The organism is Pseudomonas sp. MYb60 (assembly GCF_002979555.1).
Taxonomy (GTDB): domain Bacteria; phylum Pseudomonadota; class Gammaproteobacteria; order Pseudomonadales; family Pseudomonadaceae; genus Aquipseudomonas.
Genome location: NZ_PCOZ01000008.1, coordinates 53,291 through 67,013, shown reverse-complemented (window position 1 = coordinate 67,013; position 13,723 = coordinate 53,291). Strand labels below are relative to the sequence as shown.

Annotated in this window: 11 protein-coding genes; 9 read left to right on the top strand and 2 right to left on the bottom strand. The window is 58.5% G+C overall.

Features of this window, described 5'->3' with window-relative positions:
• Window positions 1-84: 84 nt before the first annotated feature.
• On the bottom strand, window positions 85-1,758 hold the full coding sequence (recN, locus tag CQ041_RS15385; RefSeq protein ID WP_105523294.1) for a DNA repair protein RecN: 1,674 nt from the start codon (window positions 1,756-1,758) through the stop codon (window positions 85-87).
• A gap of 254 nt (window positions 1,759-2,012) precedes the next feature.
• On the opposite strand from recN, the gene grpE reads away from it, so the two are divergent.
• From grpE to CQ041_RS15345, 8 genes are all read left to right on the top strand, one after another.
• Window positions 2,013-2,573: a nucleotide exchange factor GrpE gene (gene grpE / locus CQ041_RS15380; RefSeq protein ID WP_105523293.1), complete on the top strand. Its 561-nt coding sequence runs from the start codon at window positions 2,013-2,015 to the stop codon at window positions 2,571-2,573.
• Window positions 2,574-2,675: 102 nt separating this feature from the next.
• Window positions 2,676-4,592: a molecular chaperone DnaK gene (gene dnaK / locus CQ041_RS15375; protein ID WP_105523292.1), complete on the top strand. Its 1,917-nt coding sequence runs from the start codon at window positions 2,676-2,678 to the stop codon at window positions 4,590-4,592.
• 317 nt (window positions 4,593-4,909) lie between these two features.
• The gene (gene dnaJ / locus CQ041_RS15370) at window positions 4,910-6,034 is read left to right on the top strand and encodes a molecular chaperone DnaJ (RefSeq protein WP_105523291.1); all 1,125 of its coding nucleotides are present in this window, start codon (window positions 4,910-4,912) and stop codon (window positions 6,032-6,034) included.
• Between the two features lie 9 nt (window positions 6,035-6,043).
• Window positions 6,044-6,850, top strand: coding sequence for a 4-hydroxy-tetrahydrodipicolinate reductase (gene dapB, locus CQ041_RS15365; RefSeq protein WP_105523290.1), 807 nt, complete (start codon window positions 6,044-6,046; stop codon window positions 6,848-6,850).
• 258 nt (window positions 6,851-7,108) lie between these two features.
• Window positions 7,109-8,245 carry a glutamine-hydrolyzing carbamoyl-phosphate synthase small subunit gene (carA, locus tag CQ041_RS15360; RefSeq protein WP_105523289.1) on the top strand — a complete coding sequence of 379 codons (1,137 nt, stop codon included), beginning with the start codon at window positions 7,109-7,111 and terminating at the stop codon, window positions 8,243-8,245.
• Window positions 8,246-8,350: 105 nt separating this feature from the next.
• Window positions 8,351-11,572, top strand: a complete 3,222-nt coding sequence (gene carB / locus CQ041_RS15355; RefSeq protein ID WP_105523288.1) for a carbamoyl-phosphate synthase large subunit — start codon at window positions 8,351-8,353, stop codon at window positions 11,570-11,572.
• Complete coding sequence (gene greA / locus CQ041_RS15350; RefSeq protein WP_105523287.1) at window positions 11,569-12,045, top strand: transcription elongation factor GreA; 477 nt, start codon at window positions 11,569-11,571, stop codon at window positions 12,043-12,045. The genes carB and greA overlap by 4 nt, the downstream gene beginning before the upstream one ends.
• 28 nt (window positions 12,046-12,073) lie before the next feature.
• Window positions 12,074-12,478 carry an MFS transporter gene (locus tag CQ041_RS15345; RefSeq protein ID WP_105523286.1) on the top strand — a complete coding sequence of 135 codons (405 nt, stop codon included), beginning with the start codon at window positions 12,074-12,076 and terminating at the stop codon, window positions 12,476-12,478.
• 9 nt (window positions 12,479-12,487) lie between these two features.
• On the opposite strand, the gene CQ041_RS15340 is transcribed toward CQ041_RS15345, so the two are convergent.
• Window positions 12,488-12,796 carry a YhbY family RNA-binding protein gene (locus CQ041_RS15340; RefSeq protein ID WP_010206607.1) on the bottom strand — a complete coding sequence of 103 codons (309 nt, stop codon included), beginning with the start codon at window positions 12,794-12,796 and terminating at the stop codon, window positions 12,488-12,490.
• A gap of 105 nt (window positions 12,797-12,901) precedes the next feature.
• Between CQ041_RS15340 and rlmE the strand changes: the two genes are divergently transcribed.
• Window positions 12,902-13,552 (top strand): 23S rRNA (uridine(2552)-2'-O)-methyltransferase RlmE, encoded by a 651-nt coding sequence (rlmE, locus tag CQ041_RS15335; protein ID WP_105523285.1) that lies wholly within the window; start codon window positions 12,902-12,904, stop codon window positions 13,550-13,552.
• Window positions 13,553-13,723 lie beyond the last annotated feature (171 nt).

Below are 13,723 nucleotides of genomic sequence, written 5' to 3'. Positions count from 1 at the left end.
AATCGACACAGATTTGCTTTGCAAAACCAACGAAGGCGGCCCTAGGGCCGCCTTCGTGTTTTTCAAAACCGGCTGAATTACCGGTTAAGCCTTCGCCGCCACGACCATTTTCTTGGCGTGTGCCAACGACTCCTTGGTCAAATCGATACCCCCCAGCATCCGCGCCACTTCTTCAACGCGTTCCGACTTGTTCAGCTTGGAGACGGCCGTGTGGGTTGCATCACTGCCGCGTACCTTGTGTACAAACAAGTGTTGATGCCCTTGAGCTGCGACTTGTGGCAAGTGCGTGACCGTAAGCACCTGGCCTCTGTCCCCCAGGCGTCGCAACAATTGGCCAACAATTTCTGCCGTCGGCCCACCGATCCCCACGTCAACTTCGTCGAACACCAGCGTGGGTACGCGAGAGGTCTGTGCGGTGATCACCTGGATCGCCAGGCTGATACGTGACAGCTCGCCGCCCGACGCCACTTTCGCCAGCGCCTTGAGCGGTTGCCCGGGGTTGGCGCTGACCAATAGTTCTACCTGTTCCAGGCCGTGAGGCTGCAGTTCGTTGCTCGCATTGGGGCGCAGTTCAATGGTGAAGCGACCGCCAGGCATGCCCAGCCGCTGAATCTCCAACTCGACGGCGCAGGCCAGTCCGGTTGCAGCGTGCTGGCGGAGGTCACTCAGCTCGCGGGCTTTCTCCTGGTAATGGCGGGCGAAAGAAGCCAGCTCCTCACCCAGGCGCTCGATGGATTCGTCGTTGGCGTTCAGCGTCTCGATCTCATCCAGCAGTTTTTGCTGCATCGTGGCGACTTCGGTGGGCTGGATGCGGTGCTTGCGCGCCAAGGTATAGATAGTGTCCAGGCGTTCTTCTATTTCCTGCAGGCGTGCCGGATCGGCATCAAAGTGATCCAGGAACCGATTCAGTTCGCCAACGGCTTCTTCCACCTGGATCTGCGCGCTGGTCAGCAGCGTGGTGGCTTCACTCAGGGAGCCCGAGGCGGTGGTGACGCTGGACAGGCGATTGAGGCTGGCAGTCAGTGCGTTGAGCACGTTGCCGGAATCGCTCTCGCTGCATTGCTCGACGACTTGCCGGCAGATACCCAGAAGGGTTTCGGCATTGGTGAGATTCTTGTGTTCCTGTTCAAGCTGTTCCAGCTCGGTTTCGCCCAGGCCCAGGCTTTCCAGTTCTTCCAACTGGTAGCTGAGCAGTTGGTGACGGGCGCGCTGCTCGTCACCCGAGTTGGACAGGCGTTCCAGCTCCTGGCGGGTCTGGCGCCAGCGTTGGGCGGCAAGCTGTACCTGGCGAGCCAGGTCGGTGGCCCCGGCGTATTCATCGAGCAGGCGGCGGTGAGTATCGGTTTTCAGCAGGGACTGGTGTTCATGCTGGCTGTGGATGTCGATCAGCAATTCACCCAGGGCCTTGAGGTCGCCAAGGGGGCAAGGCGTTCCATTGATATAGCCGCGGGAGCGCCCTTCGGCAGTGATGACCCGGCGGAGGATGCAGGGGCCTTCATTATTAAGGTCGCGTTCAGCCAGCCAGGCTTCAGCCTCGGGGATGTCTGCCAGGTCGAAGGTGGCCAGGATGTCAGCCTTGTCCGCGCCGGGGCGCACGACGCCGCTGTCGGCGCGATCGCCCAGGGTCAGGCCCAAAGCGTCAAGCATGATCGACTTGCCGGCGCCGGTTTCGCCTGTGATTACGCTCATCCCGCGATCCAGTTCGAGATCCAGATGTTCAACGATGGCGTAATTGTGTACGGACAGGTGCACGAGCATGACGGGCGCTCCCAGGCTTTAGGTCTGGTTATTTATACAGTGTTTTGTTTGTGGCTGACAATCCTGGCGCTTAGGTCGATTTGCTTGCATTCCGATTTTTTTTAGCGCGGCCGGGTATGAATGCGAAGGAAATGATGAACCCCAGTCGAATGACTTATGGTCTTGCCTGCGCCCTTGAACCTGGAAATTGTGGCCCCATATACCGGAACAGAAGCGCGAGTTGAGTTCGCGCATGATTTTGAAAGGAGAAAACCATGGCTGACGAACAGACGCAGGATACGCAAACTCCAGACGCCCATTCGGCTGTCGGTGACGAACTGGCAACTCGTGTGCAAGTGCTCGAAGAGCAGTTGGCTGCTGCGCAGGATCAGTCTTTGCGTGTTGCCGCCGATCTGCAGAACGTCCGCCGCCGTGCCGAGCAGGACGTAGAAAAGGCGCATAAATTCGCGTTGGAAAAATTCGCCAATGACCTGCTGCCGATCATCGACAGCCTCGAGCGTGGCCTTGAATTGTCCAACCCGGAGGATGAAAACATCCGCCCAATGCGCGAAGGGATCGAGCTGACCCTGAAAATGTTCCAGGACACCCTGAAGCGTTATCAGTTGGAAGCGATCGATCCACAAGGCGGCGAACCGTTCAACGCTGAGCATCACCAGGCCATGGCGATGCAGGAAAGCGCTGACCTGGAACCCAACAGCGTGTTGAAGACGTTCCAGAAAGGTTACCTGCTCAACGGTCGCTTGCTGCGCCCTGCGATGGTCGTGGTGAGCAAGGTGCCTGCACCGGTTTCGCCTTCTATTGATGAGCAGGCTTGAAATCCGCCGCAAGGCCCCCATCTATAAGTCAAGCGTTTAAGTGCTACCGCAGTTAGCCACCACTGCTGCGGCAACCAAATTCAAGTTTCGGGAGAGTAAATCATGGGCAAAATTATCGGTATCGACCTGGGGACCACCAACTCCTGTGTCTCCATTCTGGAAAACGGCAAAGCTAAAGTTATCGAGAACGCCGAAGGCGCGCGTACTACGCCGTCGATCATCGCTTACGCCAACGACGGTGAAATCCTCGTCGGTCAGTCGGCCAAGCGCCAGGCTGTAACCAACCCGCACAACACCCTGTACGCGGTAAAGCGTCTGATCGGTCGTAAGTTCGACGAAGAAGTCGTACAAAAAGACATCAAGATGGTCCCGTACAAGATCGCCAAGGCTGACAACGGTGACGCTTGGGTCGAAGTGAACGGCCAGAAAATGTCCGCTCCACAGATCTCGGCTGAAGTCTTGAAAAAGATGAAGAAGACTGCCGAAGACTACCTGGGCGAAGCAGTGACTGAAGCGGTCATCACCGTTCCGGCTTACTTCAACGACAGCCAGCGTCAGGCGACCAAAGACGCCGGCCGCATCGCGGGCCTGGACGTAAAACGTATCATCAACGAGCCTACCGCCGCCGCTCTGGCTTACGGTATGGACAAGGCCAAAGGCGACCACACCGTGATCGTTTATGACCTGGGTGGCGGTACGTTCGACGTTTCCGTGATCGAGATCGCTGAAGTTGACGGCGAGCACCAGTTCGAAGTGTTGGCCACCAACGGTGACACGTTCCTGGGCGGTGAAGACTTTGACATTCGTCTGATCGACTACCTCGTCGACGAATTCAAGAAAGAAAGCGGCATGAACCTCAAGGGTGACCCGCTGGCGATGCAGCGCCTGAAAGAAGCCGCTGAAAAAGCCAAGATCGAACTGTCGTCCAGCAATTCGACCGACGTGAACCTGCCGTACATCACTGCAGACGCCACCGGTCCTAAGCACTTGAACGTGAAAGTTTCTCGCGCCAAGTTGGAATCGCTGGTTGAAGACCTGGTTCAGCGCACCATCGAGCCTTGCCGCATTGCATTGAAAGACGCCGGTATCGACATCAGCGCCATCAATGACGTGATCCTGGTCGGCGGCCAGACCCGTATGCCGCTGGTACAGCAGAAAGTCACCGAGTTCTTCGGCAAGGAAGCACGTAAAGACGTGAACCCGGACGAAGCGGTCGCCATGGGTGCTGCCATCCAGGGCGCGGTATTGGCCGGTGACGTGAAGGACGTGTTGCTGCTGGACGTAAGCCCGCTGACCCTGGGTATCGAAACCATGGGCGGTGTGATGACTGCGCTGATCGAGAAAAACACCACGATTCCTACCAAGAAATCGCAAGTGTTCTCGACTGCCGACGACAACCAGGGCGCTGTGACTATTCACGTGCTGCAAGGTGAGCGTAAGCAGGCTGCTCAGAACAAGTCCCTGGGCAAGTTCGACCTGGCCGAGATTCCACCAGCACCTCGTGGCGTGCCACAAATCGAAGTGACCTTCGACATCGACGCCAACGGCATCCTGCACGTAGGTGCGAAGGACAAGGCCACTGGCAAAGAGCAGAAGATCACGATCAAGGCCAACTCCGGTCTGTCTGATGAAGAAATTCAACAGATGATTCGTGATGCTGAAGCCAACGCCGATGCAGACGCGAAGTTTGCCGAGCTGGCGGGTGCGCGTAACCAAGGCGACGCCCTGGTTCACTCGACACGCAAAATGGTCGCGGACGCTGGCGACAAAGTGACTGAGGAAGAGAAGACCGCAATCGAAGCTGCCGTGGTCGCCCTGGAAGCCGCCATCAAAGGCGACGACAAGGCCGCCATCGACGCCAAGGTTGAGGAGCTGTCGAAAGTGTCCGCGCCAGTTGCTCAGAAAATGTACGCCGAGCAAGGTCAGCCAGCTGAGGGTGCAGCGCAACAGGCAGAGCCTGAAGCCAAGCACGACGACGTTGTCGATGCCGAGTTCGAAGAAGTCAAAGACCAGAAGTAAGTTGGTCGCCCGGTTGACCGCTATCAAGCGGTGACTGGTAGGATGTCGCCGCGCGGGAGCTTGCTCCCGCGTTGGCGTGTCTGGGGTATGCGAATTTTTACAGCATGCGACAAGGTTCGGATGCTGGCGGTGTGATCGGGAATGCTCCTGCTTTCCGAGCAGTAAATACCGCATTTTTGGCCGGGTACCTGGCTAAAAGTAGTAATGACCAGGATCGTTGAATTGACGTGAGTTGGGTCCGGGCCTGTATTGGGGCTCAACGAGTTTGGCGGGGCTCAGGAGGGTCTGGCTGAACGTCCTTAAGAGTGCAAAGACTTATGGCAAAGCGTGACTATTACGAAGTGTTGGGTGTGGAGCGCGGCTCCAGTGAGGCGGACCTGAAAAAGGCCTACCGTCGCCTGGCAATGAAGCACCACCCGGACCGTAATCCGGATAGCAAAGAATCCGAAGAATTGTTCAAAGAGGCCAATGAGGCCTACGAATGCCTGTCTGATCCCAATAAGCGTGCGGCCTACGACCAGTATGGCCATGCCGGTGTCGACCCGAGCATGGGTGGCGGCGGTGCAGGTTTTGGCGGTCAGAATTTCTCCGATATTTTCGGCGACGTGTTCAGCGACTTTTTCGGCGGTGGTCGGGGTGGTCAGCGTGGTGGTGCCCAGCGTGGCAGTGACCTGCGCTACACCCTTGAGCTGAACCTGGAAGAGGCGGTGCGCGGTACCAGTGTCAACATTCGTGTGCCGACGTTGGTCAATTGCAAGCCGTGCGACGGCTCGGGTGCCAAGAAGGGCTCCTCGCCGATCACCTGCCCGACGTGTGGCGGTATCGGTCAGGTCCGGATGCAGCAGGGTTTCTTCTCGGTGCAGCAGACCTGCCCGCGCTGTCATGGCCAGGGCAAGATCATTTCCGACCCGTGCGATTCCTGCCACGGCGAAGGCCGTGTCGAAGAGTACAAGACGCTGTCGGTGAAAGTGCCGGCGGGCGTTGATACCGGTGACCGCATTCGTCTGTCGGGCGAGGGCGAGGCGGGTACTCAGGGTGGTCCTACGGGCGACCTGTACGTGGTGATCAATGTGCGCGAGCACTCGATCTTCCAGCGCGACGGCAAGCACCTGTTCTGTGAAGTGCCGATCAGTTTTGTTGATGCGGCGCTGGGCGGCGAGATTGAGATTCCGACCCTCGATGGTCGAGTCAAACTCAAGATCCCTGAAGGCACGCAGACCGGCAAGCAGTTCCGTATCCGTGGCAAGGGCGTCGCGCCAGTGCGCGGTGGCGGAGCCGGCGACCTGATGTGTCGCGTGGCGGTTGAGACGCCGGTCAATCTGGACCGTCGTCAGCGCGAGTTGCTTGAAGAGTTCCGTAATTCATTGGAGGGTGACAACTCTCACTCGCCAAAGACCACGGGCTTTTTCGATGGCGTGAAGCGTTTCTTCGGCGATCTGTAAGGAATGAGTATGCGACGTATAGCCGTGATGGGCGCTGCCGGGCGCATGGGCAAGACGCTGGTCGAAGCGGTGCAGCAGCGCTCGCCGGCCTCCGGGCTGACGGCGGCGATCGTTCGTCCGGGCAGCACGTTGATCGGCGCGGATGCCGGTGAGTTGGCTTCGCTGGGGCGTATCGGTGTCTCATTGACGGGCAGCCTGGAAAAGGTCGCTGACGAGTTCGATGTGTTGATCGATTTCACCCTGCCGGACGTGATGCTCAAGAATCTGGCCTTTTGCCGCAAGGCGGGCAAGGCCATGGTGATCGGCACCACGGGCTTGAGTGCAGAACAGAAGCAGTTGCTGGTGGAGGCGGGCAAGGACATTCCTGTGGTCTTCGCCGCCAACTTCAGCGTCGGGGTCAACCTCTCGCTCAAGTTGCTGGATCTGGCGGCGCGTGTGCTGGGCGATGAGGCCGATATCGAAATCATCGAGACGCATCACCGCCACAAAATCGATGCGCCGTCAGGCACTGCACTGCGTATGGGTGAGGCGATTGCCGATGCGCTGGGTCGAGACCTGTCGAAGGTGGCCGTGTACGGTCGTGAAGGTCATACCGGTGAGCGTGCGCGTGACACCATTGGCTTTGCGACCGTGCGCGGTGGTGATGTCGTGGGTGATCACACTGTGTTGTTCGCCACCGAAGGCGAGCGGCTGGAAATCACGCACAAGGCTTCCAGTCGCATGACATTTGCCAAGGGCGCGGTACGTGCCGCGCTCTGGTTGGAAGGTCGCGAGCCGGGCCTGTATGACATGCGCGATGTGCTTGATCTGCACTGACATGTAGATAAAACCGGGCCTCAAGCCTATGCTTAGGCCCCGTTTTTAGCCGCTAAGCGACGCCCTGTCGCATTCCCATGCCTTTAAGGCTCATTAGCGGTGGACCAAAAAAGCCTTTTTCTGTAAGCTACAGCTTTAGTGTGTTCACTAAAAGCGCGCAGAATAATTCAGTGAATAAGCGGAGTGACGTGTCCATACGTCACTCCGCTTTTTTACACCTGCGATCGCCCTTTCAGGCTTTATTTACGGGAGGTCTTCTTGACTAAGCCAGCCATACTCGCCCTTGCTGATGGCAGCATTTTTCGCGGCGAAGCCATTGGAGCCGACGGTCAGACCGTTGGAGAGGTAGTGTTTAACACTGCCATGACCGGCTATCAGGAAATCCTTACCGATCCTTCCTACGCCCAACAGATCGTTACCCTGACGTATCCACACATCGGCAACACCGGTACTACACCGGAAGACGTCGAGTCGGATCGTGTCTGGTCGGCCGGTCTGGTGATTCGTGACCTGCCACTGGTTGCGAGCAACTGGCGTAACACGATGTCGCTGTCCGATTACCTGAAAGCCAACAATGTTGTGGCAATCGCCGGTATCGATACGCGCCGTCTCACGCGCATCCTGCGTGAAAAAGGCTCGCAGAACGGTTGCATCATGGTCGGTGACAATATTTCCGAAGAGGCGGCGATTGCCGCAGCGCAAGGTTTCCCTGGCCTGAAAGGCATGGACCTGGCGAAAGTTGTCAGCGTCAAAGAGAAGTACGAGTGGCGCTCCACTGTCTGGGACCTCAAGACCGACAGCCATGCGACCCTCGAGGTAGCTGACCTGCCGTACCACGTCGTGGCCTACGACTACGGCGTCAAGTACAACATCCTGCGCATGCTGGTAGAGCGCGGCTGCCGCGTCACCGTGGTGCCGGCACAAACCCCTGCCAGCGACGTGCTCGCCCTGCAACCGGACGGCGTGTTCCTGTCCAACGGCCCGGGCGACCCTGAGCCGTGCGACTACGCCATCCAGGCGATCAAGGATGTGCTGGAAACCGAGATCCCGGTCTTCGGTATCTGCCTCGGTCACCAGCTGCTGGCCCTGGCCTCCGGCGCCAAGACCCTGAAAATGGGTCACGGCCATCACGGTGCCAACCACCCTGTGCAGGACCTGGACACCGGCGTCGTCATGATCACGAGCCAGAACCACGGTTTTGCGGTGGATGAAGCGACGTTGCCGAGCAACGTGCGCGCTATCCACAAGTCGCTGTTCGACGGTTCCCTGCAAGGCATCGAGCGCACCGACAAGAGCGCGTTCAGCTTCCAGGGCCACCCTGAAGCGAGCCCGGGCCCGAACGACGTAGCGCCGCTGTTCGACCGTTTCATCAATGAGATGGCCAAGCGACGCTGACTGAGCGGCCTGCGGGCGGCCCCGAGTGTCGGTGGCCCCCGCAGGCTCATCAAAGATTGTTCAAGACGGCTTGCCGACTGACCTGCGGATTTGAGTGACAAACCCATGCCAAAACGTACAGACATAAAAAGCATCCTGATTCTCGGCGCTGGCCCGATCGTGATCGGCCAGGCCTGCGAATTCGACTACTCCGGCGCCCAGGCCTGCAAGGCCCTGCGCGAAGAGGGTTACCGCGTCATTCTGGTGAACTCCAACCCGGCCACCATCATGACCGACCCGGCCATGGCCGACGCCACCTACATCGAGCCGATCAAGTGGCAGACCGTTGCCAAGATCATCGAGAAAGAGCGTCCGGACGCGCTGTTGCCGACCATGGGTGGCCAGACCGCCCTGAACTGCGCCCTCGACCTGGAGCGCGAAGGCGTCCTGGAAAAGTTCGGCGTAGAGATGATCGGTGCCAACGCCGACACCATCGACAAGGCTGAAGACCGTTCGCGTTTCGACAAGGCCATGAAGTCCATCGGCCTGGCGTGCCCGCGTTCCGGTATCGCCCACACCATGGAAGAAGCCAACGCGGTCCTCGAGACCCTGGGCTTCCCATGCATCATCCGTCCGTCCTTCACCATGGGCGGCACCGGTGGCGGTATTGCGTACAACCGTGAAGAGTTCGAAGAAATCTGCGCCCGTGGTCTCGACTTGTCGCCGACCAAAGAGCTGCTGATCGACGAATCCCTGATCGGCTGGAAAGAATACGAGATGGAGGTTGTCCGCGATAAGAAGGACAACTGCATCATCGTCTGCTCCATCGAAAACTTTGACCCGATGGGCGTGCACACCGGTGACTCGATCACCGTGGCTCCAGCACAGACTCTGACCGACAAGGAATACCAGATCCTGCGTAACGCCTCCCTGGCGGTACTGCGCGAGATCGGCGTGGAAACCGGCGGTTCCAACGTTCAGTTCGGTATCTGCCCGAACACCGGCCGCATGGTCGTGATCGAGATGAACCCGCGTGTTTCCCGTTCGTCGGCCCTGGCCTCGAAAGCCACCGGTTTCCCGATCGCCAAGGTCGCGGCCAAACTGGCTGTGGGTTACACCCTGGACGAACTGTCGAACGACATCACTGGCGGCAAGACCCCGGCGTCGTTCGAGCCGTCCATCGACTACGTCGTTACCAAGCTGCCACGTTTTGCCTTCGAGAAGTTCGCCAAGGCTGACGCGCGCCTGACCACCCAGATGAAATCCGTGGGTGAAGTCATGGCCATCGGCCGTACCTTCCAGGAATCCCTGCAGAAAGCCCTGCGCGGCCTGGAAGTCGGTGTGTGCGGCCTGGACGAGAAGCTCGACCTGAGCAACCCGGAAAGCATGAGCGTGCTCAAGCGCGAGCTGACCGTGCCGGGCGCCGAGCGCATCTGGTACGTGGCTGACGCCTTCCGCGCCGGTTTGAGCGTCGAAGACATCTTCGGCATGAACATGATCGACCCGTGGTTCCTGGTACAGATCGAAGATCTGATCAAGGAAGAAGAGAAGGTCAAGACCCTGGGTCTGGCCAGCATCGACCGCGACATGATGTTCCGTCTCAAGCGCAAAGGCTTCTCCGACCAGCGCCTGGCCAAGTTGCTGGGTGTGACCGAGAAGAACCTGCGTACCCATCGCCACAAGCTGGATATTTTCCCGGTCTACAAGCGTGTTGACACCTGCGCGGCCGAGTTTTCCACCGACACCGCCTACCTGTACTCCACCTATGAGGAAGAGTGCGAAGCGGCGCCGTCGGGTCGCGACAAGATCATGATCCTGGGCGGCGGTCCAAACCGTATCGGCCAGGGCATCGAGTTTGACTACTGCTGCGTACACGCCGCTCTCGCCCTGCGCGAAGACGGGTACGAGACCATCATGGTCAACTGCAACCCGGAAACGGTTTCCACTGACTACGACACCTCCGATCGCCTGTACTTCGAACCAGTAACCCTGGAAGACGTGCTGGAAATCGTGCGCGTCGAGAAGCCAAAAGGCGTGATCGTCCAGTACGGCGGCCAAACTCCGTTGAAACTGGCGCGTGCCCTTGAAGCCGCCGGCGTGCCGATCATCGGCACCAGCCCGGACGCCATCGACCGTGCCGAAGACCGTGAGCGCTTCCAGCAAATGGTTGAGCGCCTGAACCTGCGTCAGCCGCCAAACGCCACCGTGCGCAGCGAAGACGAAGCCATCCGTGCAGCCAGCAAGATTGGCTACCCGCTGGTGGTGCGTCCGTCCTACGTATTGGGCGGCCGTGCGATGGAAATCGTCTACGAAGAAGAAGAGCTCAAGCGTTACCTGCGTGACGCGGTGAAAGTGTCCAACGACAGCCCGGTGCTGCTGGACCACTTCCTCAACTGCGCCATTGAAATGGACGTGGACGCTGTCTGCGACGGCACCGACGTGGTGATCGGCGCGATCATGCAGCACATCGAACAGGCGGGCGTTCACTCCGGTGACTCCGCGTGCTCGCTGCCACCGTACTCGCTGCCGGCGCACATCCAGGACGAGATGCGCGAACAGGTCAAGAAAATGGCCCTGGAGCTGGGCGTGGTTGGCCTGATGAACGTTCAGTTGGCGCTGCAAGGCGAAGACATCTACGTCATCGAAGTCAACCCGCGTGCTTCGCGTACCGTGCCATTTGTATCCAAGTGCATCGGTGTTTCCCTGGCCATGATCGCTGCCCGCGTGATGGCCGGTAAAACCCTGAAGGAAATCGGTTTCACCAAGGAAATCATTCCAAACTTCTACAGCGTGAAAGAGGCGGTGTTCCCATTCGCCAAATTCCCTGGTGTGGACCCGATCCTGGGCCCAGAGATGAAGTCCACCGGTGAAGTGATGGGCGTGGGCGATACCTTCGGCGAAGCGTTTGCCAAAGCCCAGATGGGTGCCAGCGAAGTGCTGCCGACCGGTGGTACTGCGTTCATCAGCGTGCGTGATGACGACAAGCCACTGGTTGCAGGCGTTGCCCGTGATCTGATCAACTTGGGCTTCGAAGTCGTGGCGACTGCCGGGACCGCCAAGCTGATCGAGGCTGCCGGCCTGAAAGTGCGTCGCGTGAACAAGGTGACGGAAGGCCGTCCGCACGTGGTCGACATGATCAAGAATGACGAAGTCACCTTGATCATCAACACCACCGAAGGTCGCCAGTCGATTGCGGACTCCTACTCCATCCGTCGTAACGCCCTGCAGCACAAGATCTATTGCACCACCACCATTGCTGCAGGCGAAGCCATCTGCGAAGCGCTCAAGTTCGGTCCGGAAAAGACCGTGCGTCGCTTGCAGGATCTACACGCAGGATTGAAGGCATGATCAAGTACCCCATGACCGTCCAGGGCGCCAAAGCCCTGGAAGAGGAGCACGCCCACCTGACCAAGGTCGTCCGTCCGAAGCTGAGCCAGGACATCGGTACGGCCCGTGAGTTGGGTGACTTGAAGGAAAACGCCGAATACCACGCTGCGCGTGAGCAGCAGGGTATGGTTGAGGCGCGCATTCGTGACATTGAGGGCCGGATCCAGAATCAGGTCATCATTGATGTCACGACCATTCCTCATACCGGAAAAGTGATCTTCGGCACTACCGTTGAAATCGCCAATGTCGAGACTGATGAAAGCGTGACTTACCACATCGTGGGTGAGGATGAAGCTGACTTCAAACTTGGCAAGATTTCGGTCGGCTCGCCCCTGGCACGCGCCTTGATCGGGAAGGAAGAGGGTGACGTAGTCGCCGTTAAAACCCCGAGCGGTGTAATCGAGTACGAGATTGTTGAAGTTCGTCACGTCTGAACGGCGGCGCCCGCTTTATGCGGGCGCCATGCTGTGGCAGCTTGCCCAGATGTTTTGGGTGGGCGGCCTGTGGTTGCTGCACCTAGGTGTATTGCCGGCGCTGGGCCTGATTGGTCTCGCGCCGTTGTTGATCGACGAGATCGATGGATTACTGAGTGCATTGCTGGTGGGTTTTGCAGCGGTGTGCGTGACGCTTCAGGCGCTGGTGCTGATCAAGGCTGAAGGCCTGGGGAGTCTATGGCGGGATATTCGCGGCCAACTGCTGTTGATGGCGCTGTATGCGTGTGCAATGTTTTGCATCGTGCATGTCTGGCTGCCGGAAGCGTTGCGCTGGCAGCTATTCAGCTATCTTGTGCTAGGGTTTTCTGGCCTGGTGCTGGTGGTACAACCGACGCCGGGGTGGAGTGGCAGGGCGCGCGAAGCACGCCCGTGACCCTTTGAATCATTTGAAACGATGAACGTTCGACAGCTGCTTGTTGACGCTGAAGTTCTTGCGATACAGCAGCGCCATCTTGCCGATGACCTGAACCAGGTCCGCTTTGCCTACCTTGCACAGTTCTGCAATGGCGGCCAAGCGCGCTTCGCGATCAAGGATGTTGACCTTGATCTTGATCAGTTCATGATCGTTCAGTGCGCGTTCGAATTCGGCTAACACACCTTCAGTCAAACCGTTGTCTGCCACAATCAGAACTGGTTTCAGATGGTGGCCAATGGATTTGTACTGTTTCTTCTGCTCTTGAGTGAGCGGCATAATCTGACCCCTGCGTCTGATCTTGTAAAAAGCGGCGGCCAGTTTACCCGAGCGAGTCCGGGACCGCCCAGTTAATCACGACCCGTTTTATTTTCGAGGTGGCCCGTGGCCCGTTCCAAAACCAGCCTTAAGTGGCTACAAGAGCATTTCAACGATCCTTACGTCAAAAAGGCGCAGAAGGACGGCTACCGTTCCCGGGCCAGCTACAAGCTGCTGGAGATCCAGGACAAGGACAAATTGATCCGTCCAGGCATGAGCGTGATCGATCTGGGTGCCGCTCCGGGCGGTTGGTCCCAGGTGACCAGTCGTCTGATTGGTGGGCAGGGGCGCTTGATCGCTTCCGATATCCTGGAAATGGACAGCATCCCGGATGTGACCTTTGTTCACGGCGACTTCACCCAGGATACCGTGCTCGCCCAGATCCTCGAGGCTGTGGGAAATTCGCAGGTAGACCTTGTGATTTCCGACATGGCCCCCAATATGAGTGGATTACCGGCCGTTGATATGCCGCGCGCCATGTTCCTGTGTGAGCTGGCGCTGGATTTAGCGGGTCGGGTGCTGCGCCCGGGGGGTGATTTCCTGGTGAAAGTCTTCCAGGGCGAGGGTTTCGACGAGTACCACAAGAACATTCGCAAGTTGTTCGACAAGGTGCAGACGCGTAAACCCGACTCTTCCCGTGACAGGTCTCGGGAGCAGTATCTGCTGTGCCGTGGCTTCCGCGGTGTGGAAGGCGCTGAGAGTGAAGAGCGTTTTTGAGGAATTCGAGGAGGGCGATAGGTTTTTTTATATCGCTTTCGTCACGAAGCTTTACGAATATTGTGTAGTCAAAGTTTCACAAAGGGTTACAGACGGCGCCTGCCAGAGTTGTAGGTAATGTAGTAAGTTAGGCCGGTGAATATCATGCGAAGCGCGCGCCAGTAGCGGAGC

What these genes read in the sequence shown, in the direction of transcription:
- recN (WP_105523294.1), bottom strand. Translation starts at nt 1,758, where the DNA reads ATGCTCGTGCACCTGTCCGTACACAATTACGCCATCGTTGAACATCTG.
- grpE (WP_105523293.1), top strand. Translation starts at nt 2,013, where the DNA reads ATGGCTGACGAACAGACGCAGGATACGCAAACTCCAGACGCCCATTCG.
- dnaK (WP_105523292.1), top strand. Translation starts at nt 2,676, where the DNA reads ATGGGCAAAATTATCGGTATCGACCTGGGGACCACCAACTCCTGTGTC.
- dnaJ (WP_105523291.1), top strand. Translation starts at nt 4,910, where the DNA reads ATGGCAAAGCGTGACTATTACGAAGTGTTGGGTGTGGAGCGCGGCTCC.
- dapB (WP_105523290.1), top strand. Translation starts at nt 6,044, where the DNA reads ATGCGACGTATAGCCGTGATGGGCGCTGCCGGGCGCATGGGCAAGACG.
- carB (WP_105523288.1), top strand. Translation starts at nt 8,351, where the DNA reads ATGCCAAAACGTACAGACATAAAAAGCATCCTGATTCTCGGCGCTGGC.
- greA (WP_105523287.1), top strand. Translation starts at nt 11,569, where the DNA reads ATGATCAAGTACCCCATGACCGTCCAGGGCGCCAAAGCCCTGGAAGAG.
- CQ041_RS15345 (WP_105523286.1), top strand. Translation starts at nt 12,074, where the DNA reads ATGCTGTGGCAGCTTGCCCAGATGTTTTGGGTGGGCGGCCTGTGGTTG.
- CQ041_RS15340 (WP_010206607.1), bottom strand. Translation starts at nt 12,796, where the DNA reads ATGCCGCTCACTCAAGAGCAGAAGAAACAGTACAAATCCATTGGCCAC.